This is a genomic window from Pseudomonas sp. HP_08, from assembly GCF_055284095.1.
The window spans coordinates 73,164-92,433 of record NZ_JBTOQC010000012.1 but is presented as its reverse complement, the minus strand read 5'-3'; the positions used below and the strand labels follow the sequence as shown (position 1 = coordinate 92,433).

Sequence of the window (19,270 nt, the reverse complement as noted above, 5' to 3'; positions counted from 1 at the left end):
GGCCATGCCCATAATCACTTCAGACACCGACCAGAGCTTGCCACACGATGCCGTGGTGACCGCTTGCGACTATGCCGACGGTGAGGTGTTCGCCTCCCATAGTCATCAGCGCGGGCAGTTCGCCTACGCCGCGCGGGGCGTCATCACGTTATTGACCGACGATGGCAACTGGGTCGTGCCGCCCCAGCGCGCTGTCTGGGTGCCCGCCCGGCTGGCGCACGCCATGCACATGCGTGGCCCGGTGACCATGCTCAATACCTATGTCAGCGAGCAGGCAGCACAACGCTTGAAGTTACCGGCGCATTGCCAGGTTGTAGAGGTGTCGGCGCTGCTGCGGCAGTTGCTGATGAAGGCGATGCAGGTCTCGACAGGCGTTGTCAGCGATGGCTACGCTGGCCACCTGACGGGTTTGTTGCTGCACGAAATTGCCGCGATGCCGGCGCTTTTGCTCAATGCGCCCTTGCCCCAGGAACCTCGCCTCGCCCAGGCATGCCGTGAGTTTCTGAGCAGCCCTTCTCTGGAGGTAAGCATCGATGACATGGCACAGCGCACCGCGATGAGCCGGCGCACCTTTACCCGGTTGTTCAGAGCTCATACCGGCGTCAGTTACATCGAATGGCGACAACAAGCCTGCTTGCTCGCCGCCGTGGTCCGCCTGGGCCACGGCGAATCCGTGACACGGGTTGCGATGGAGTTGGGGTACAGCAGCTCAAGTGCCTTTACCGCCGTATTCAAACGCGCACTCGGTGAAGTGCCGAGCCGGTATGTCCTGGAGGCAAACGATAACGGCCTGTAAAGGGCACTTATTGACCGAGCTTGATCCGCGCCCAGACCTCGTTGCGCAGCGTTTCAACCTCAGGCTTGACCGCCTGCAGAACGAACATGCGGCTGACCATGTCGGCGTTCGGATAGACCGTGGTGTCGTTCCATAACTGCGGCGCGATCAGGGCATCGGCCTTTTCGTTGCCGTTGGCGTAATGCATCTGGTTGGTGATATTGGCAATCACCTCGGGGCGCAGCAGGTAGTTCATGTAGGCGTAGGCAGCCTTTTCGTTGGGGGCATCGACGGGCATCGCGACCATGTCGAACCACATCGGCGCGCCCTCTTTGGGGACCACGTAATCGAGGTTCACGTCACTGCCGGCCTTGACCGCCAGTTCCTGAGCCTGGGAGATATCGCCCGAGAAGCCTACCGCGACGCAGATCTTGCCTTCGGCCAGGTCGGCAATGTAGCTGTTGAGGTGGAAATAACGCACATAGGGCCGCACACCGGCCAGCAAGGCTTCGGCCTTGGTGTAATCGGCAGGATTTTCACTGTGCGGGTCCAGCCTCAGGTAATTAAGGGCAATGGGCAGCATCTCGGGAGCATTGTCGATCAGCGCAACGCCGCATTCCGCCAGCTTCTTCATGTTCTCGGGTTTGAGAATCAGGTCCCACGAGTCCAGCGGCACAGTGTCACCCAGCACGGCCTTGACCTTGGCCCGGTTGAAGCCGATGCCGGTGCTGCCCCAGAGGTAGGGAAAACCATGGGCATTATCCGGGTCATTGACCTGCAAGGCCCGCAACAGCACCGGGTTGAGGTTGTTCCAGTTGGGTAACTGGCGCCGGTCCAGCGTCTTGAGTGCGCCGGCCTCGACCTGCCGCGCCAGAAAATGCACCGAGGGAAACACCACGTCATAGCCCGAGCCTCGGGCCAGAAGCTTGGCGTTAAGCTCTTCGTTGCTCAGGAAAGTCTTGTAGGTGGGCTTGACGCCAGTGGCCGCCTGGAAGTTCTTGAGGGTGTCGGCGGCAATGTAGTCGGTCCAGTTATAGATGTTGACGACTTCAGCCGCGTGGCTGACCGGGGCCGCCAGCAACAATCCCAGGATGATGGTTCTTAACATGGCGCAGCCCTCGACTTCGAGCCATCAGCTTGCCTTCTATCGGACAATGCTTCAACGGAAAATGCCTATGGCTGCCATAGAAGCCACAGAACAAAGCGACTCAAAGTTGATTCACATCATGGAATTCGCAAGAGGCCCGACCGTCCGACAAATATTTCTTCTTGTTTCGCAATGCAGTGCTATGTTCAATGCTCAATCAGGACATTTCTGACAACCCTGTAGGGATTTGCCCGACGTCGTGGGTTTGATAATCGGACAAACGGACCTGCGCAGAGACGTCTTGCCCTGCCACGCTGAGCATCGACCGGTGCCCGTATGTAACAGGTGGGTCTCATGAACAAGGTGACATTCCCCAATGCCTGCCAGCTGATGCGCTGGCATTTCCATCCAGTCGGCTTCGAAGCCAGCATGGATGCCCCCAGCAGCATGATTGTCCGCCTGTTCAATCGTGCCAGCGGCGAAACACTGGTTGCCATTGCCGGCCTGCCGTGTGCCACGGTGATGCATGCCCGTGACGTGGAAATCATCATTGAAGCCATCGAGGCGGAAATGGAGCTGTTCAGTCAGCCGCTCACACGCCTGCAAATGTCCTGATTCAGCCGCGCAGCGACTGGCTGCGCCGATCGTCGAAGAACGGCTTGTCGGTGGCGACCCGATCCGAGGCCTTGGGTGCGGTGGTGTTATCTTGCGCATCGATAAACCAGTAGCACTGGCGCACCGCGCGGGTGATGGCAACGTAGGCCAGGCGCAAGACTTCGTCCTGCTGCGCCTTGTCGAACGCTTGCAGCTCGCCCTTCTCCCCCAACCCGGCCAGGCGATACAGCTGGTTCTTGGCCGGTGACTGGGTCAGGTGCTGGCAATCGCCGAGCAGAAACACCGCATCGGCCTGCAAACCTTTGGCGCTGTGATAACTGAGGGTCTTGATTCGTCGGGACTGGTCACTGCCCAGCAATCCTTGCAACTGCGGGTCAAAACGTTGCCGCTCACTGCCCTTGCGGTACAGCAGCAAGATGCTGTCACCTTGCTGGTAATGGGCCTGAACACGCTCGAACAGCGTCTGGTCGTCGCGATCAAGCACCGTCACTGGCCACAGCTCCTGCTGTGCGCCGCTGGCCTTGGCTTTCTTGCCGGCAATCGCCGGCGCGGCGCGGACGATATGCTCCGCCGCGTCGATGATGTGCTGATGGCTGCGGTAGTTCTCGCTGAGCATCACCCGCGTCGTGGCCGGCGCGGAAAACGTCTCGGTAAAGGCCATGAAATAGTGCGGCGAGCTGCCGCGCCAGCCGTAGATCGACTGCCAGTCGTCACCGACGCACAGCAAGGAGCTGTAACTGGCCTTGCGTCCGGCCTGCATCGCCGGGCCCCGGCGGCGAATCTCGCGCAGGCTGGCGCGCAGCCACGAGACAATCTGCGGCGACACGTCCTGGAATTCATCGATCATCAGGTGCGACAGCGGTCGCAAGACCTCATCGGACAGTTGCGTCAGGTTCTCCGGCGCGTTCTCGCCAAACAGCGCGAACATGCGGTTGTAGGTCATCACCGGCGGGCTCAGGTCCAGCAGGTGCGACTCGAAGGCCTTCCAGAACAGGCTCAGCCCTTCGAAAAAGAACCGGTCCGGATCGTCGCTGGCAAAGCTCATCTGCGCCACGGCCGCCGGCACATCCAGGCCCAGGTTTTCGATAAAGCCTGCGGCGGCGACAAAACAGTCGAGCAACGGCGCGCTGACCAGTTCACCTTTCACCTTGTATTCAAAGCCGGGACCTGCCACCGCCTTGCCAGCCAGATTGCCCAGCAATTGCCCACCGCTCTGGTAGCTGTCGAGCCAGATCACCGGTTTGGAGCAAAAGGCCTGGAACAGCGTGCGCTTGATCACCCCTTCGGCCCACAGCGGCAACTTGGCGTCGGGGCGTTTCAGTTCGCGGTCTTCGCCCTCATCCACGCCCAGCACCACCCAGGCATCCAGCTCGGCGGCGTAACCGTGTACGTGAAAGGCATGGCCGTTGATCTGCATCGTCTGCCGCGAAGGTTTGATGCCTTTGATTGGCCAGGCGCGGGCACGCTTCCATAAATCCTCGACGCTGTTGCACCAGTCTTCATCGCGCTTGGCCGACAGTTCAGTGACGGCCAGGCGTTTTTGCACATCAGGGTGGTCGCGCTCCAGCGTCCTGAGCTGCCGGGCCTGGCGGTACAACGGCGTAATCACCTGACGAAAGCGCTCATCGCGCTGATACAAATCGCGATAGCAGAGGTTGAGTGCCTGACGCTGGGCGTCGTTGATGCGCAGATCGAACGGGTTGCTGTCGATATCGGCATCATTGTGCTGCTGGCTGCTCATGTTCTCGAACGCCTGCAACTGTTCGAAACCCGGCAGGCTGCGCACCAGCGGCAAGATGCGCGAGTGAAAGGTGCGCACCAGTTCGCGGCCCTGACGCGGGCTCAAGGCGTGGCCCCACAGCGCCATGATCTCGATCAGGCGTGCGATGAAGTCCTTGCGCGACTCGCGTGTGAAAGTCACCACGGTCATGCTGTCCAGCTCGAAGCCCAGATAATGGGTCAACAGCAGGATGCGCAGCACCAGCGAGGTCGACTTGCCTGCACCGGCACCGGCGATGACATAGGTCGAGGGTGTATCGCTGAGGATCATCTTCCATTGCGCGGCACTGGGCTGGGCATGGGCCGCCAGCGTTTGCGCGACATCGGCCTTGAAGCGCTTTTTCAGTTCGGGCGTGAGTGGCAGGCGCCAGTCTTCAAACAGGTGATCCTCGATCTGCGGCCCACGATGCTGCTCGGGTCGGGTATCGCGGATCAGCAGCATCTGCCGGCCGCGCTCGACGCCATCCAGATGCCCTTCGCCATAGCCTTCACGCAGGCCTTCGCTATGGCCGGCCAGGTAACCGTCGGTGTGGCCCTGCATCCAGGACGCCTTGTGCTGGGCACCCAGCCCGTTCAAACCACCGCCCAGTACCCGCGACAACACCCGCTTGAACCAGGGCAAGCGCTGCGTTTCAACGAGGTCGATGGCAAGTTCAGGAGGCAACGCAGAGGGCAGTTCGTCAGGCACGCAGTTTTCCGTGAAGGGCTTCAAAGACTGCCTATGGTGACCAAAATTGCCGCCAGGCTCCAGCCCTATTGCGTGGCTGGCGCCTGGCTATCAACGCCTTACAGCGCGGTCTTCAGCAACGGCGGCGTGCGCGGCGGTACCTGGCGTTTTGGCCCTGTGGCTTCATAGGCCGAGGCCAGGTGCAGCAGTGCATTGTCGTCGTAGGCACGCCCGGCGAAAGTCAGGCCGACCGGCATGCCGATGTCGGCCATCACGCCCATCGGCACAGTGACGGTCGGCACGCCCAGATGGCGAATGGCAAGGTTACCGTTGGCGACCCAGATGCCGTTGCGCCAGGCAATGTCGTTGGCGGCCGGATTGACATCGGCATCGGCCGGCGCCACATCGGCCACCGTCGGGAAGACCACCGCGTCCAGCCCCAGTCGATCCATCCACTCTTCAAGGTCGATGCGCCGGGTCTGCTCCAGGCCGCGCAGGCCATCGGGCAGCGTCGCGATCTGGTCCCAGGGCGTGATCCCGCGTTTGGCCATGTTGACGTATTCGTCCATGCCCGCCGCCAGCTCGTCTTCACGATTGGGCAAGGTGCCGGGGTCGTGGGGGAAGATCCGCGCGCCATCGACATCGGCAAGACGGTTCAGCGCCGGATCGCCATTGGCTCGCAAAAAGTCGTCGAACGCCCAGCCCGACAGTTCCCACAACTCGTCGTGCATAAAGGCTTTGGACACCAGGCCGCGATTGAACACTGTGGGCGCGCCGGGACGGTCGCCTTCGCAGTTGGACACCAGCGGAAAATCGGTTTCGACGACCTCGGCACCGGCCGCCAGCAAGGCCTGGCGCGCCTGCTGCCAAAGGTCGATCACCGTCGGCCGGGTGTCGATGCGCTGACCGGTCGGGCCGCCGATGCCCGGCGCCTCGCTGGTGCCCATTTCCGGGTCCTGGTTGATGAACATCTTCGGCACGCCAAAGCGCTTGCCGGCCAGCGCACCAGGCCCTGCCGCCAGCGCAGGATATGAAGCCGGGCGCACCGTGGAGGCTTCAGGGATCGGCACCCAGGGCTGCAGCCGCCAGAGGTCGCCGCGGGTGTCGGGATCGTCGGCCACCACCACATCCAGCACTTCCAGCAGGTCGGCCATGGTCCGCGCATACGGCACGACCACATCCATGGTCGGGGTCAGCGGCCAGTTGCCGCGCACCGAAATCACCCCGCGCGAAGGCGTGTAGGCGCACAAGCCGTTATTGGAGGCCGGCCCGCGCCCGCTGGACCAGGTTTCTTCGGCCAGGCCGAAAGCGGCGAAGCTGGCGGCCGTGGCGGTGCCGGCACCGTTCGAGGAGCCGGACGCGAAGGGCGCGGTCAGGTAATCGGCGTTATAGGGGCTTTCGGCCCGGCCATAGACGCCGCGCTGCATGCCGCCATTGGCCATCGGCGGCATATTGGTCTTGCCCAGGCAAATGGCGCCGGCGGCGCGCAGGCGTTCGACCGTGAACGCATCCTTATGCGCAATCAGGTGCTTGAAGGCCGGGCTGCCGGAGGCGGCGGTCAGCCCCTTGACCAGATAGCTGTCCTTGGCGGTGTAGGGAATGCCATCCAGTGGGCCAAGGGTTTTGCCGCTGGCACGCCGGGCATCGGAGGCGGCTGCTTCAGCAAGGGCTTCAGGGTTATGCACCACCACAGCGTTGAGCGCCGTTGCCGTGCCTGGGGCATCAAAGGCGTCGATACGCGCCTGATAGGCCTTGACCAGCTCGACGGCCGTAGTACGGCCCGACTCGAGCGCGTCGCGCAACTGGGCAATGGAGACTTCGGTGACTTCTAGCATGGACGTGTTCACTCAAGGTTCGGATCGAAGCGCTTCAGCTATAGGCGCTACGGCAGGTGTTACGGCAGGCGTTACGTTAGAAGCGGGCCATTTCGACAGGGCTGACCAGTGCCGTCAATAAGCACCGCTGCATTGTCTGATTGCAGCCAGGCGCAGACAACCCCGGAGGCAGGATTGGCTTGCCAGATGGTCTGGCCTGCGCAAAGGCGACGCTGATTCGATAACAGTTATGCCAAAAACAGTCTGTAACACACGGTCCCGAGCCGCTAAGCTGCGACCCGCAGCGGTCGCGCATGAGGCGTACTGCATACCGTTTCCGCTACGGCCTTGCCATCCAGGGCCAAGCCGTTATCGAAGGATCCCGTTTGAACACCGTCACCGATCCCCAACGCCCCAACCGCACCAAAATCGTCTTGCTCGGCCTGCTGCAGATTCTGTCGTGGGGCGGCTCGTTCTATCTGCTCGGCGTGCTGGCCGACCCTATCGCCGCCGACACCGGCTGGCCACATCAATGGGTGCTGGGCGGTGCCTCGCTCGGTTTACTGGTGGCGGCCCTGTTGTCACCCTTGTGCGGGCGGCTGATTGCGCGGGTGGGCGGGCGCAAGGTACTGGGCGCGCATGGCCTGATTCTCGCGGCGGGCCTGGGTTTGCTGGCCATCGCGCCGTCGCTGCCGGTGTTTCTGCTGGCCTGGGTGGTGCTCGGCGCGGCCATGGCCACCGGTCTGTATGACGCGCTGTTCACCTCGCTGGGGGCGATGTACGGCATGAAGGCACGGCCGGTGATTGTCGGCATCACGTTGATTTCCGGCTTCACCACGACCCTGATCTGGCCGCTGCTGGCGATCATGGACCACGCCATGGGCTGGCGCATGACCTGCGCGGTGCTGGGCGTCATCGTGCTGTTCACCCTGTTTCCGCTGTACCGCTACGCGCTGGCCGAACATGTGCCGATGCCGGCCAGCAGCAAAGCCGCTGGCGGTAACGGGCAAGCGCTGGCGCCAGCGATCTATTGGTGCATGACCTTGCTGTTCGCGATTGCCGCCGCCTTGATGACCTGCCTGTCCATCGTCCTGCTCACCGTCTTGCAGGCGCGCGGCCATAGCCTGGCGTCGGCGATTGCGCTGGGGGCGCTGATAGGTCCGGCGCAGGTGCTGTGCCGGATAGGCGACTTGCTGCTCAAGCGCCAGGCGCCGATGTTCACCGCCCTGCTGTCCAGCGGCATGACCGCGCTGGGCCTGTTGCTGGTCGACTTCGCACCGGACCTGGTGATCTGGGGCCTGCTGTGCTACGGCGTCGGCAACGGCTTGCGGGCGATTGTCAAAAGCACCTTGCCGATGGTGGTGGTCCACGCCTCGGACTACGCCGTGGTGTCCGGGCGCATGGCACGCCCCGCCCTGCTCGCCCAGGCCGCCGCGCCCCTGGCATGCGGCTATGTGATCGCCACCTGGGGCAGCGATGCGGTGATTCACCTGCTGACGGCCATGGCGCTGATCGCTTTTGGCCTGTGCCTGTGGCTGGCATGGCTGGTGGCGCAGCACCACAAGACCCATGCCGGGACGCTATAGCTGATCTGTGTTTTCGCCGACTACTGCGCCCCTCGCACGCGGTGATAAATTCAGTTCTCAAGGAGCCCATCACAGAGGTACCCGGCATGCGTTCTTCTGGAATATCGGTCGGTGCGGCATTGCTGATCGCACTGGCTACATCGCACGCGACGGCCGAGCCCTACACCGGCACATTGAAAAAAATCCGGGAAAGTGGCGTCATCACTGTCGGCCATCGGGACTCGTCGGTTCCGTTTTCCTATATGGCAGACCTGACGGGGCAACCGGTCGGCTATTCGCAGGATATTCAAATGCGCATCGTGGAAAGTATTGGCCAGCAACTGCAACTTCCTGCGCTGAAGGTCAAGTACAACCTGATCACTGCGCAGAACCGTATTCCACTGGTACAGAATGGCACCGTGGACCTGGAATGCGGTTCAACTACCAATACTGAAGAGCGCGCCCGGCAAGTTGACTTCTCGGTGGGTATTTTCGCCGCCAATACCCGACTGTTGTCCCGACAAGACTCTGCCTACAAGGACTTCAATGATCTGCGCGGCAAGAATGTCGTCACCACGGCCGGCGGCACCTCCGAGCGTTTGCTCAAAGTCATGAATGCCAGCAACGGCATGGGCATGAATATTATCTCGGGCAAGGACATCGGTGAGTCCTGGAAGATTCTGGAAACCGGCCGCGCAGTGGCTTTCATGCAGGATGACGCCTTGCTGGCCGGCGAACGTGCCAAGGCCAGGCAGCCGCAGGACTGGGTCTTGACCGGCACGGCACAATCCCAGGATCTTTATGGCTGCATGATGCGCAAGGACGACGTAGCCTTCAAAGCCGTTGTGGACGGTGCCATCAAGGCGCTGTTCAGCTCGGGTGAAATCAACGCCATCTATGACAAATGGTTCAACCAGCCGATTCCGCCGAAGGGCCTGAACCTGAATTTCCCGATGAGCCGCGAGCTCAAGCGCCTGATTGCCGAACCGACTGACCAGGCGGCGCTGAGCAAAGAGAGCTGAAACACTCCGTTTTATGCGCTTATCAGCTGCGGCGCAGCCACTGAAAGCCCGGAATCTCGATACGTTGCTTGATCGTGCCGTCCCAGGCCACATCGAAGCCTGCGGCTTTCAGTGCATCACACACCGTCCGCGCCACTTCCAGACTCTGCGCAGGGTCGTCGGCCATCGCACCGAAAGCGATCATCAAACCGCCCTCTTCAATCGCCCGCGCCACATCCTGGCCGTGGTAGAAACAAAAACCATGGTAATGCCGGTCAGGCGCATCGTGCGTGGCCTCGGCGACTTCAGCAAAACCATCGGACATGGTGTAGCCGGCATTGCCCAGCGCGCAGATACCCGCCTCGTGCAAGTGATAGAACACGGCATCGAGACGATCGCAGGGCGTAACGGAAGGCCATGACTTCTCGGCCTCTAGCTTGTTGTGCAACTCCGGCTCGACCAGGCGCTTGAGCATCGCGCCGTTGCAATCGTCTTCAAGAATGTCGTCGACCATGTCGACCATTTCATCGGCCGTGTAGTACCCGGACCATACCCACATCCGGATGCTGTTGGCGACATAGCGTTCGTCTTCGTTCATGGCAGGTTCCCTGAGATTCATCTGCAAATGGCTACAACATACCGACCGGCACACGCCAACGCGGTTCCGCTGCCCATAACTCAATGATTTCAATACACAGAAGACTCAACAGGTCTATTCTCTGCCGCCAGAGATTCAATTATTCTGCGCGGCATTGATACAGGTCAGCCTGTCGGAAAATTTTCGATGCAGACTGCACAGTTGCTTCAACTTTTTTGAGCCGTCAAGGTCAGTGTCGTACGCCGATACTCTTGGGGGAGCCGGCGTTTATTATTCGGGGAGCGAGTCACATGGCAGTACTGCAGATCGGCACAATCGATGCGATCAAGAATAAACAGCCGCACTTGCTGGAAGAGTGGCTCAAGGGCCTGCAAGCCAAAGGCGCCACCCGCAACATCAAGGAACAGGACCTGCAACAGCAAACCGCCGAGTTTCTGCAACTGGTGATCAGCGGCCTGGAAAACGGCCACGGCACCTCGACAGCCGCCGCCGGCTGGGCCGACACCCGCCAGTTTCTGGAAAAGCTCTCGGCCAGCCGTGCCCTGCTCGGTCAGGACTCGCAGCAAACCGCCAACTTCATTTTTTCCCTGAAAGGCCCGCTGTTCAACCTGCTGCAAAGCCATTTCAAAGATGACCCGGCGCAACTGGCCGAGCAACTTCTGGAAATTTCCGACCTGTTCGATGCCTTGGGCCTGCACACCATTGCCACGTTCCAGAAATCCCGGGAAGCGGTGATCAAGCGCCAGCAAGAAGAGCTGCTGGAACTGTCGACCCCGGTGGTCAAGCTGTGGGACGGCGTGCTGGCCCTGCCGATGATCGGCACCCTGGACTCGCAACGCACGCAGATGGTCATGGAGTCGCTGCTGCAACGCATCGTCGACACCGGTTCTGAACTCGCCATCATCGACATCACTGGCGTGCCCACCGTCGATACGCTGGTGGCCCAACACCTGCTCAAGACCGTGACCGCCATCCGCCTGATGGGCGCCGATTGCATCATCAGTGGCGTGCGTCCGCAAATCGCCCAGACCATCGTGCACCTGGGGCTTGATCTGCAAGGCGTGGTGACCAAGGCCAATCTGTCGGATGCCTTGAAACTGGCGCTGACCCGCCTGGGCATCAACCTCAGCAAAGCGGTCTGAGAGCATGGACAGAATTCCGATTCTGCGCATGGGCGAGTTTCTGCTGGTGACCATTCAGGTCGACATGCATGACCAGCTGGCCCTGACCCTGCAAGACGACCTGGCCGAGCTGATCAGCAAAACCTCGGCTCGCGGCGTACTGATCGACATCTCGGCGCTGGACATGGTCGACTCGTTCATCGGCCGCATGATCGGCACCATTGCCGGCCTTTCGCGGATCATGGACGCCGAAACCATGCTGGTCGGCATGCAGCCGGCCGTGGCCATCACCCTGGTCGAACTGGGCATGGACCTGCCCGGCGTGAGCACCGCCCTGAATGTCGAGCGCGGCATGCAACGGCTGCGCGAGCGAGTGGCCCTGCGATGATCGAGCGCAGCAGCGGCACCCAACCGATCGCCATCGAGCAAGACGTGGTCCTGGCGCGCCAGACTGCGCGCAAGCTGGCCACCGAGTGCGGCATGCGCCTGGTCGACCTGACCAAGATGGTCACGGCGGTCAGTGAGCTGGCGCGCAACACCGTGGTCTATGGCGGCGGTGGCGACATGGATTGGCAGATCCTCGATGACAGCACGCGGGTCGGCCTGCGCCTGACCTTCCGCGATGAAGGCCCCGGCATTCCCGACCTCAAGCTGGCGCTCACCGACGGCTGGACCTCAGGCGGTGGCCTGGGGCTGGGCCTGACCGGCGCGCGGCGTCTGGTGGATGAATTCGAACTGGACACCGCACCAGGCCAAGGCACCCGGATAACGATTACCCGATGGACATGACCCTGAGCGGCACCCTGACCTGGGTTCTGCTGATCGAAGACAGCAGCCAGATCGGCCATGCCCGCCGCTGCGCGCAAAAACTCGCCGAAGACCATGGCTTCGACGAAACCGATGCCGGGCGCGTGGCGCTGGTCACCACCGAACTGACCAGCAATCTGCTCAAGCACGCCAGCCATGGCGAGCTGCACCTGCGCGTCCTGCCGCGCCCGGAGGGTTTCGGCATCGAACTGCTGGCAGTCGATCGCGCCCAGGGCTTTGATCTCGACGCCTGCCTGGCCGACGGCTTTTCTACCGGCGGCACGCAAGGCATCGGCCTGGGCGCCATCGCGCGCCTGGCCAACGTCTTCGATGTCTACGCCGATCAACGTGGCACGGTGCTGCTCGCCCGCCTGTACCAGCGCGGCGACAAGGCGGCGGACCTGTCATTCGGGGTCAGCCAGCATTCCTTGCACGACGATCCGGCCTGTGGCGATGTCTGGCACCTGAACGTCAAGGGCGCCAGTTTCAGCGCCCTGGTCATCGACGGCCTGGGCCACGGCCCGGACGCAGAGCTGGCGGCGCGCGCTGGCGAGCAGGCCTTTGCCCAGGCGCCGTTTACCACGCCCACCCAGCTGATGGACGAATTGCACCATGCCATGGGCGGCACTCGCGGCGGCGCGGCGGCCATCGCCCAGTACCAGGCCTCCAGCGGGCGCCTGAGCTTTACGGGCATCGGCAATATCGGCGCCAGCCTGATCAACCCCGAGCGCGCCAGAGGCCTGGCCTCGCACCCCGGCATCGTCGGCACCCAGTACCGCAAGGCACAATCGTTCGATTACCCCCACGTCAATGGACACCTTTTGATCATGTACAGTGACGGCTTGCAGTCTCGCTGGAACCTGCAGGACTACCCCGGCCTGGTGCACCGTCATCCCGCCGTAATCGCCACGGTCCTGCACCGCGACTTCAGTCGCGGCCGTGACGACGTCACTGTCATCGTGCTGACACTGGAGGCTGAGCATGACTGACATCAGCAACGACCCGGCAGCGCTGATCAAGCGCCTGCAAGACGAAAACGCCGCCTTGCGTGCCGAGCTGGATGAAACCAACCAGGGCGTGCTGGCGCTGTATTCCGAGCTCGACACCCAGGCCGAACAGTTGCGCCAGGCGTCGGACCTCAAGAGCCGCTTCCTGTCGTACATGAGCCATGAATTCCGCACCCCGCTGGGCTCGATCCTGAGCATCACCAGCCTGCTGACCGACGAACTCGACGGGCCGCTGAGCATCGAGCAGCACAAACAGGTGGCGTTCGTCAGTACCGCCACCCGCGAGCTGAGCGACATGGTCGACGATCTGCTCGACCTAGCCAAGATCGAGGCCGGGCGCATCAGCATCTCGCCGGCCTGGTTCGACATGCTCGACCTGTTCGCCGCCCTGCGCGGCATGTTCCGGCCTATCGTCGACACCGGCAGCGTCGACCTGATCTTCGAAGAGCCGCAAGGCCTGCCGCAGCTGTTTACCGACGACAAGAAGCTGGCGCAGATCCTGCGTAACTTCATTGCCAACTCGCTGAAATTCACCGCCCATGGCGAGGTGCGGGTCTCGGCGCAACTGGAAGGCGACGGCCAGATCCGTTTTGCGGTAACCGATACCGGCATCGGCATCGCCCCGGAGCTGCACGACAAACTGTTCGAAGACTTCTCTCAGGTCGACTCGCCGTTGCAAAAGCGCCTGCGTGGCACCGGTCTGGGCCTGTCGCTGTGTAAACGCTTTGCCGCGCTGCTCGGTGGCCGGGTTGGCGTCGAAAGCACACCGGGCGTAGGTTCGAGCTTCTTTGTGGTGATTCCGCTGGCGATCGCCGAGGACGCCGCTGATGAAGCGTGAGATCCGCCTGCTGATCGTCGACGACAACACCGCCACCCGCTATGCCCTGCGCCGGCGTCTTGAAAAACACGGGTATGCGGTGCAGGAAGCCGGCACTGGCAGTGAAGGCCTGAGCCTGCTTGACGCCGAGCAACCCGATGCGCTGATCCTCGACGTCAACCTGCCGGACATGAGCGGCTTCGACATCGTCCGCCGCCTGCGCGCCGACCCGCTCACCGCCTTGCTGCCGGTGATTCATGTGTCGGCGGCGTCGATCCAGACCGGCGACATCATCACCGGCCTGAACGCCGGCGCCGACGCCTACCTGATTCATCCCGTCGACCCGGACGTGTTGCTGGCCACCTTGCGCACGTTGCTGCGGGTGCGCGATACCGAGAACGCCCTGCGTGAAAGCGAGGCGCAGTTTCAAGAGATTTTTGTCAATGTCTCGGCGCCCATTGCCGTACTGGACGCACACCTGAAGGTGCATGAATGTAACCGTGCCTTCAGCCAGTTGACTCAGGACAACCGCAATCCCCAGGGCCTGGACGAGTGCTTTGCTGCCGAGCAAGGCGATCTGATCGATGAACTGCGCCGGCGGCTGGTCGACGATGAACGCTGGCAGGGTTCACTGACCATGCGCGTGCAGGGCCAGCTGCGTGAAACCCAATGGCAGCTCTCGCCGTATCGCACACCGGGCCTGAGCCTGGTGTTTGTCGAAGATGTCACCGAACACCGCCACCGCGAGCGCTCGCACCTGGCGCAACTGGACACTGCCAACACGCAACTGGCCATCGAGGTGGCCGAGCGGGCGCGTACCGAAGCGCAGTTGCTGCAAGTGCAGAAAATGGACGCACTGGGCAACCTTACCGGCGGCATCGCCCATGACTTCAACAACCTGCTGACCGGCATCATCACCAGCCTGGAACTGATCCACAAGCGCATCGGCGATGGGCGGCTCGACAAGGTCCAGCTCTACACCGAGGCCGCCCTGAACTCGGCCATGAGCGCCGCTGCCCTGACTCACCGGCTGCTGGCCTTTGCCCGCAAGCAACCGCTCGACACCCGGCCGGTCAACGTCAACGAGCGCGTACGCTCACTCGAAGAATTGCTGCAGCGCACCATCGGTGAACGCATTGCCCTGCAATTTGAGCTGACGACGCATGCCGCCGTCGCCCTGGTCGACCCCAACCAGCTCGAAAGCGCCTTGCTCAACCTGGTGATCAACGCCCGCGATGCCTTGCCGATGGGTGGCAATATCTGGATCGCGACCTACATGGCGCATTCCAATGGCGACCCGAACCTGGCTGACGGCGCCTATGTGGCACTGAGCGTGCGCGACGACGGCACCGGCATCGACCACACCCTGATCGACAAGGTCTTCGACCCGTTCTTCACCACCAAGCCGCTGGGCCAGGGCACCGGGCTCGGGTTGTCGAGCATTTACGGCTTTGCCCGCCAGTCAGCCGGCAATGCCAGCATTCGCAGCGTCGCCGGGCGTGGCACCGAAGTGACTATCATGCTGCCGGCCAGCCAAGAGCAGGTAAGCGCCGAGCGGCCCGCACACACGCCGCCTCCGCAAGGCGCCGGCGAGCATGTATTGATCGTCGACGATATAGCCTCGGTGCGCATGTTCGTCGCCGAAGTGCTGATCGACGCAGGCTACCGCTGCACCGCCTGCGAAGATGTCGACAGCGCCTTGCAGCACCTGCAAGACGATGCCTCGATCAACCTGCTGCTCACCGATGTCGGCTTGCCCCGCATGAACGGCCGCGAACTGGCCGAACGTGCACGTTTTTCACGCCCCGACCTGCCAATCCTGTTCATGACCGGCTATGCGGCAGGCGCCATGAACCGACAGGTGTTTCTCGGCGACAGCATGGACATGCTGATCAAGCCGTTCCAGATCAGCGAATTGCTGGAGAAGGTCGGGCGCACACTGGCCGGGGGGTGATTCGCGTATATTCGCCAGCTTTTGCAGGAGCGCGCTCTGCCCGCGACCGGCTGCGTGAGCAGTCGTAAACTTTCAGCGTTTCCGAGATTTTGCGAACGCTAACGCACTCGGTCACGGGTTGGCCGGCACTCCGGCAGAGCGCGCTTCTATGGGGCATCCACGGTTATTAATGAGGTTATTACGTGTCAACAAGCGACAACATAGCGCCAAGCGCCGGATTGCGGTTCTGGATTCTGCTGGCCCTGTCGATGGGCAGCTTCGCCATCGGCACCAGCGAATTCGTCATCATGGGACTGCTGCCCGAAATCGCCCGCGGGCTTGACGTTAACGAACAACAGGTCGGCCACCTGATCAGCGCCTATGCGCTGGGTGTGGTGATCGGCGCGCCGGTGCTGGCCATGCTCGGCAGCAAACTGCGACGCAAAACCCTGCTGGTTGCCCTGATGCTGTTCTATGCCGTGGCCAACCTGGCCAGCGCACTGGTCAGCGATTATCACGGCGCCATGCTGGCGCGCTTTATCAGCGGCCTGCCACACGGCGCCTATTTCGGCGTCGCCGCCCTGGCCGCCGCTTCGATCAGCCCACTGCACAAACGCGGCGCCGCCGTCAGCACCGTGCTGATGGGCCTGACCGTGGCCATGCTGATCGGCAACCCGCTGGCCACCTGGCTGGGGCAGCTGCTCGACTGGCGCTATGCGTTCGTGGTCGTGGCGGCGCTTGCCGCGCTGACCTGCATCCTTGTCCAGTGCCTGCTGCCGGCCGGCGATAAACCCCAGGCCACCAGCGTCGCGCATGAGCTCAAAGCGTTTTGCCAACCGCAAATCGGCCTGCTGTTGCTGATCGCCTCCACCGGCTTTGCCGGCATGTTCTGCGTGTTCAGCTACCTGGCGCCAACGCTGCTGCAAGTCACCGGTGCCGCACAAAGCTGGATTCCCATCGCCCTGGCCTGCTTCGGCGGCGGCGCAGTGATCGGCAATGTGGTCGGCGGCCGCCTGTTCGACCGCTATGGCGCTCAAGCCATCGGCATCGTGCTGGTCTGGTCGATTGTCGTGCTACTGGCCTTCCCGTTTGCCGCCCATTCGATCTGGACCCTGCTGCCGGCGATTGCCTGTGTCGGCACCATGATTGCCTTGGGCCCGGTGCTGCAAACCCGCCTGATGGACATCGCCAAGGGCGCCCAAACCCTGGCGGCAGCCTCCAACCACGCAGCGTTCAACCTGGCCAATGCCATCGGCCCGTTACTGGGCGGCATGGCCATCGCCGCCGGTTGGGGCTGGACCTCAACCGGCTATGTAGGCGCCGCAATGGCGGTATTGGGGCTGGCGGTTTATGCGATCGGGGTACGCGGCAAGCAGGCGTAACCCCGCGCGCCATCAATGCAGCTTGAAGCGCATCACCACAGAATTGAGGCCCACCGCCAGTTGCGATAACTCATGACTGGCGACGGCCGTCTGGCTCGCTCCCTCGGCGCTGTGACTGGCCAGGTCGCGAATACTGATCAGGTTGCGGTCAACCTCCCTTGCGACATGCGCCTGCTGCTCGGACGCTGTCGCAATCTGCAGGTTGCGCTCGTTGATTTGCACGATGGCATCGGCAATCACCTGCAAGGCATTGCCGGCATCATCGGCTTGCCCCAGTGTCACCCTGGCCTGCTCGATACTGCTTTGCATCGCACTGACGGCGCTTGAAGTGCCGTTCTGCACACCGGCAATCATCGTCTCGATCTCGGTCGTCGACTGCTGCGTACGATGCGCCAGCGCTCTGACTTCGTCAGCCACCACGGCAAATCCACGCCCCTGCTCGCCGGCCCGCGCCGCCTCGATCGCCGCATTCAACGCCAGCAGATTGGTTTGTTCTGCAATCGCCCGAATCACATCAAGCACCTTGCTGATGTCCTGGGCCTGTTGCGCCAAGCCATTGATCTGCACAGCCGTGCCCTGAACATTGTCCGAGAGACTGTGAATGGACTTGATCGTCTGCCCCAAACGCTGATGCCCGCTCTGGGTCGCGTCGTTGGAAGCCTGTGCCGCCTCGGACGCCGAGGCGGCATTACGTGCAACTTCATCCACCGCTGCACTCATTTCATTGACCGCCGTCGCGGCCTGATCGATCTCGATGTTCTGTTGCAGCAAGCCACGGCTGCTTTCCTGATTGATCGTCGACATCTCCTCCGCCGCCGAGGCCAGGCGTTCGGACGAAGAAGCAATCAGCTTCAGCGTTTCATGCAGCTCGCGTTGCATGCCATCAAGCGCGCGCAGCAGATCGGTGGCTTCATCTGCACCGTCGACCACAATTTGCCCGGACAGATCGCCCTTGGCGATGCGTTGGGCAACCGCGACCGCGTGATAAAGCGGTTGCGTCACACTGCGGGTAAAGACCCAGGCAATGAAGAGGGTGTAGATCACCGCCAGAGCGATCACGATGAACAGCGCCGTGCGTGTGTGCGTATAAATCGTTCCCGCCTCTTCGCCCTGCAAGGCCGCGAAACGCTCGTTGAAGGCCGCCAGATCAGCCAGGCCCTTACTGATGGCACGGCCTATCGTCGGCACACCCTGGTCGGCGGTGAACTTGACCATCTCGGCCACCTGCCCCGCGTTCAGCATCTGCTGCTGTTGCGCTTGCAAGCGCAGGTAATCATCGAACGACGACTTCAGCGGCAGAAAAATAGCCTTGACCTCATCGCTCTTGGCCAAAGGCGCAAAGTCATTCAGCCCTTGCTTCAAGTTCTCGCGAAAACCGTCCAGGCGCTTGTTGGTGTCCTGAATATCGGTGGGGTCTTTTGCGGTAATCAGCCGCTGCGTTTCCAGGCGCATGGAAATCAGGGCCGCGTTGATCTTGCCGGTGACATTGATGCTTTGCAGCGAACCAGTTTCGATGTCCTGCTCGATCTGCCTGAGTTGTGCGGTTTTACTCAGGAAAAAAGCCCCGACAATGATTAACAACAGGGTGAATGACGCAAAGAAAATGCTCGACCTTGAAGCAATTTTCAGACTCCGCAACAGCATGAGAAATACCTTTTTCTGAGTGCTATATATCAATATGGAATATCTATTGCCATAAATATGGCTATTTTCCATATCGGCGGTCATGAGGGAGTCTTTAAAAGAAAAGTCTTTTGCGTCATCTATATACGGCTGATGCACAGGGCGATGGACAGCCGAGCAACTTAAGCAACGCTGGCTATTGAGCGTCGTCGGTGTGCACAAAGCACAGTTTGTTGCCCTCAGGGTCGCGGCAATACGCACCGTAATAGTCCGGTGCGTAATGGGCCCGAATACCGGGCTCACCTTCGTCGCTGGCGCCGTGATCGAGCGCCGCCTGCCAGGCCGCACGCACCTGTTCTTGGGAGCCGGCGGCGAAGCTGACCTGCACACCATTGCCCCAGGTTGCCGGCAGGCCGTTGAACGGCAATTGCACGTAAAACAGCGGCCGCTTGCTGCCCGGCGTGTGCCAGCCGGCACCGGCAGGACCGCCATCGGCCTCGTCTGCCATGCGCACCAGGCCCAGCGGCGCCAGTACCGCCTCATAAAAAGCAATCTGCCGCTCAAGGTCGCGGGCGCCGATCTGGATATGACTGAACATAGGGTCTCCTCGATAGGTGGCAATCTGCCGTGGCAGAGTTATAACCCATCAGCCTAGAATACGATTGCACAGGCTGCGTCC

The 19,270-nt window shown here is 61.9% G+C and carries 16 protein-coding genes and 2 pseudogenes; 11 read left to right on the top strand and 7 right to left on the bottom strand.

The genetic code is table 11. The features are described from left to right. The first annotated feature begins 4 nt into the window (after nucleotides 1-4). On the top strand, nucleotides 5-796 hold the full coding sequence (locus tag ACYAS9_RS12080; RefSeq protein WP_463568529.1) for an AraC family transcriptional regulator: 792 nt from the start codon (nucleotides 5-7) through the stop codon (nucleotides 794-796). Between the two features lie 7 nt (nucleotides 797-803). Here the strand turns inward: ACYAS9_RS12080 and ACYAS9_RS12075 are convergent, their stop codons facing one another. Then, complete coding sequence (locus tag ACYAS9_RS12075) at nucleotides 804-1,883, bottom strand: polyamine ABC transporter substrate-binding protein (RefSeq protein WP_463568528.1); 1,080 nt, start codon at nucleotides 1,881-1,883, stop codon at nucleotides 804-806. 333 nt (nucleotides 1,884-2,216) lie between these two features. Between ACYAS9_RS12075 and ACYAS9_RS12070 the strand changes: the two genes are divergently transcribed. After that, nucleotides 2,217-2,477, top strand: a complete 261-nt coding sequence (locus tag ACYAS9_RS12070; RefSeq protein ID WP_463568527.1) for a DUF1652 domain-containing protein — start codon at nucleotides 2,217-2,219, stop codon at nucleotides 2,475-2,477. Nucleotide 2,478: 1 nt separating this feature from the next. On the opposite strand, the gene ACYAS9_RS12065 is transcribed toward ACYAS9_RS12070, so the two are convergent. Next, the gene (locus tag ACYAS9_RS12065) at nucleotides 2,479-4,944 is read right to left on the bottom strand and encodes a UvrD-helicase domain-containing protein (RefSeq protein ID WP_463568526.1); all 2,466 of its coding nucleotides are present in this window, start codon (nucleotides 4,942-4,944) and stop codon (nucleotides 2,479-2,481) included. A gap of 98 nt (nucleotides 4,945-5,042) precedes the next feature. Continuing rightward, nucleotides 5,043-6,758, bottom strand: coding sequence for an amidase (locus ACYAS9_RS12060; protein ID WP_463568525.1), 1,716 nt, complete (start codon nucleotides 6,756-6,758; stop codon nucleotides 5,043-5,045). Nucleotides 6,759-7,123: 365 nt separating this feature from the next. Here ACYAS9_RS12060 and ACYAS9_RS12055 point away from each other — a divergent pair, with 365 nt between their 5' ends. After that, nucleotides 7,124-8,323, top strand: a complete 1,200-nt coding sequence (locus ACYAS9_RS12055) for an MFS transporter (protein WP_463568524.1) — start codon at nucleotides 7,124-7,126, stop codon at nucleotides 8,321-8,323. Nucleotides 8,324-8,409: 86 nt separating this feature from the next. Continuing rightward, nucleotides 8,410-9,324: a transporter substrate-binding domain-containing protein gene (locus ACYAS9_RS12050; protein ID WP_463568523.1), complete on the top strand. Its 915-nt coding sequence runs from the start codon at nucleotides 8,410-8,412 to the stop codon at nucleotides 9,322-9,324. Nucleotides 9,325-9,346: 22 nt separating this feature from the next. On the opposite strand, the gene ACYAS9_RS12045 is transcribed toward ACYAS9_RS12050, so the two are convergent. After that, the gene (locus ACYAS9_RS12045) at nucleotides 9,347-9,901 is read right to left on the bottom strand and encodes a DUF6891 domain-containing protein (RefSeq protein WP_463568522.1); all 555 of its coding nucleotides are present in this window, start codon (nucleotides 9,899-9,901) and stop codon (nucleotides 9,347-9,349) included. Nucleotides 9,902-10,191: 290 nt separating this feature from the next. Here ACYAS9_RS12045 and ACYAS9_RS12040 point away from each other — a divergent pair, with 290 nt between their 5' ends. The 7 genes from ACYAS9_RS12040 to ACYAS9_RS12010 all read left to right on the top strand — a co-directional run bounded on the left by ACYAS9_RS12040 (nucleotide 10,192) and on the right by ACYAS9_RS12010 (nucleotide 16,968). After that, on the top strand, nucleotides 10,192-11,043 hold the full coding sequence (locus ACYAS9_RS12040; protein ID WP_463568521.1) for an STAS domain-containing protein: 852 nt from the start codon (nucleotides 10,192-10,194) through the stop codon (nucleotides 11,041-11,043). A 4-nt stretch (nucleotides 11,044-11,047) separates the two neighbouring features. Then, complete coding sequence (locus ACYAS9_RS12035) at nucleotides 11,048-11,410, top strand: STAS domain-containing protein (protein WP_463568520.1); 363 nt, start codon at nucleotides 11,048-11,050, stop codon at nucleotides 11,408-11,410. Beyond that, the gene (locus tag ACYAS9_RS12030) at nucleotides 11,407-11,811 is read left to right on the top strand and encodes an anti-sigma regulatory factor (RefSeq protein ID WP_463568519.1); all 405 of its coding nucleotides are present in this window, start codon (nucleotides 11,407-11,409) and stop codon (nucleotides 11,809-11,811) included. Before ACYAS9_RS12035 ends, ACYAS9_RS12030 begins: the two co-directional genes overlap by 4 nt. Then, entirely contained in the window at nucleotides 11,808-12,818 is a 1,011-nt protein-coding gene (locus tag ACYAS9_RS12025; RefSeq protein WP_463568919.1) for an ATP-binding protein, read from the top strand. Before ACYAS9_RS12030 ends, ACYAS9_RS12025 begins: the two co-directional genes overlap by 4 nt. After that, nucleotides 12,811-13,674 (top strand): sensor histidine kinase, encoded by an 864-nt coding sequence (locus ACYAS9_RS12020; RefSeq protein WP_463568518.1) that lies wholly within the window; start codon nucleotides 12,811-12,813, stop codon nucleotides 13,672-13,674. The genes ACYAS9_RS12025 and ACYAS9_RS12020 overlap by 8 nt, the downstream gene beginning before the upstream one ends. Further along, nucleotides 13,664-15,607, top strand: coding sequence for a response regulator (locus tag ACYAS9_RS12015; protein ID WP_463568517.1), 1,944 nt, complete (start codon nucleotides 13,664-13,666; stop codon nucleotides 15,605-15,607). Before ACYAS9_RS12020 ends, ACYAS9_RS12015 begins: the two co-directional genes overlap by 11 nt. A 248-nt stretch (nucleotides 15,608-15,855) precedes the next feature. Then, nucleotides 15,856-16,968: an MFS transporter gene (locus ACYAS9_RS12010; protein WP_463568918.1), complete on the top strand. Its 1,113-nt coding sequence runs from the start codon at nucleotides 15,856-15,858 to the stop codon at nucleotides 16,966-16,968. A gap of 12 nt (nucleotides 16,969-16,980) precedes the next feature. On the opposite strand, the pseudogene ACYAS9_RS12005 reads toward ACYAS9_RS12010, so the two are convergent. The 3 genes and pseudogenes from ACYAS9_RS12005 to ACYAS9_RS11995 all read right to left on the bottom strand — a co-directional run. Continuing rightward, nucleotides 16,981-17,580: pseudogene (locus ACYAS9_RS12005) on the bottom strand (methyl-accepting chemotaxis protein); the annotation flags it as partial. Between the two features lie 258 nt (nucleotides 17,581-17,838). Beyond that, nucleotides 17,839-18,612, bottom strand: a pseudogene (locus ACYAS9_RS12000) (MCP four helix bundle domain-containing protein); the annotation flags it as partial. A gap of 175 nt (nucleotides 18,613-18,787) precedes the next feature. Further along, the gene (locus tag ACYAS9_RS11995) at nucleotides 18,788-19,189 is read right to left on the bottom strand and encodes a VOC family protein (RefSeq protein WP_463568516.1); all 402 of its coding nucleotides are present in this window, start codon (nucleotides 19,187-19,189) and stop codon (nucleotides 18,788-18,790) included. Nucleotides 19,190-19,270 lie beyond the last annotated feature (81 nt).

Coding starts and splice junctions, on each gene's coding strand:
- ACYAS9_RS12045 (WP_463568522.1), bottom strand. CDS start 9,901: ATGAACGAAGACGAACGCTATGTCGCCAACAGCATCCGGATGTGGGTA.
- ACYAS9_RS12020 (WP_463568518.1), top strand. CDS start 12,811: ATGACTGACATCAGCAACGACCCGGCAGCGCTGATCAAGCGCCTGCAA.
- ACYAS9_RS12040 (WP_463568521.1), top strand. CDS start 10,192: ATGGCAGTACTGCAGATCGGCACAATCGATGCGATCAAGAATAAACAG.
- ACYAS9_RS12035 (WP_463568520.1), top strand. CDS start 11,048: ATGGACAGAATTCCGATTCTGCGCATGGGCGAGTTTCTGCTGGTGACC.
- ACYAS9_RS12015 (WP_463568517.1), top strand. CDS start 13,664: ATGAAGCGTGAGATCCGCCTGCTGATCGTCGACGACAACACCGCCACC.
- ACYAS9_RS12075 (WP_463568528.1), bottom strand. CDS start 1,883: ATGTTAAGAACCATCATCCTGGGATTGTTGCTGGCGGCCCCGGTCAGC.
- ACYAS9_RS12060 (WP_463568525.1), bottom strand. CDS start 6,758: ATGCTAGAAGTCACCGAAGTCTCCATTGCCCAGTTGCGCGACGCGCTC.
- ACYAS9_RS12025 (WP_463568919.1), top strand. CDS start 11,808: ATGACCCTGAGCGGCACCCTGACCTGGGTTCTGCTGATCGAAGACAGC.
- ACYAS9_RS12010 (WP_463568918.1), top strand. CDS start 15,856: ATGGGCAGCTTCGCCATCGGCACCAGCGAATTCGTCATCATGGGACTG.
- ACYAS9_RS12030 (WP_463568519.1), top strand. CDS start 11,407: ATGATCGAGCGCAGCAGCGGCACCCAACCGATCGCCATCGAGCAAGAC.
- ACYAS9_RS12080 (WP_463568529.1), top strand. CDS start 5: ATGCCCATAATCACTTCAGACACCGACCAGAGCTTGCCACACGATGCC.
- ACYAS9_RS12050 (WP_463568523.1), top strand. CDS start 8,410: ATGCGTTCTTCTGGAATATCGGTCGGTGCGGCATTGCTGATCGCACTG.
- ACYAS9_RS11995 (WP_463568516.1), bottom strand. CDS start 19,189: ATGTTCAGTCATATCCAGATCGGCGCCCGCGACCTTGAGCGGCAGATT.
- ACYAS9_RS12070 (WP_463568527.1), top strand. CDS start 2,217: ATGAACAAGGTGACATTCCCCAATGCCTGCCAGCTGATGCGCTGGCAT.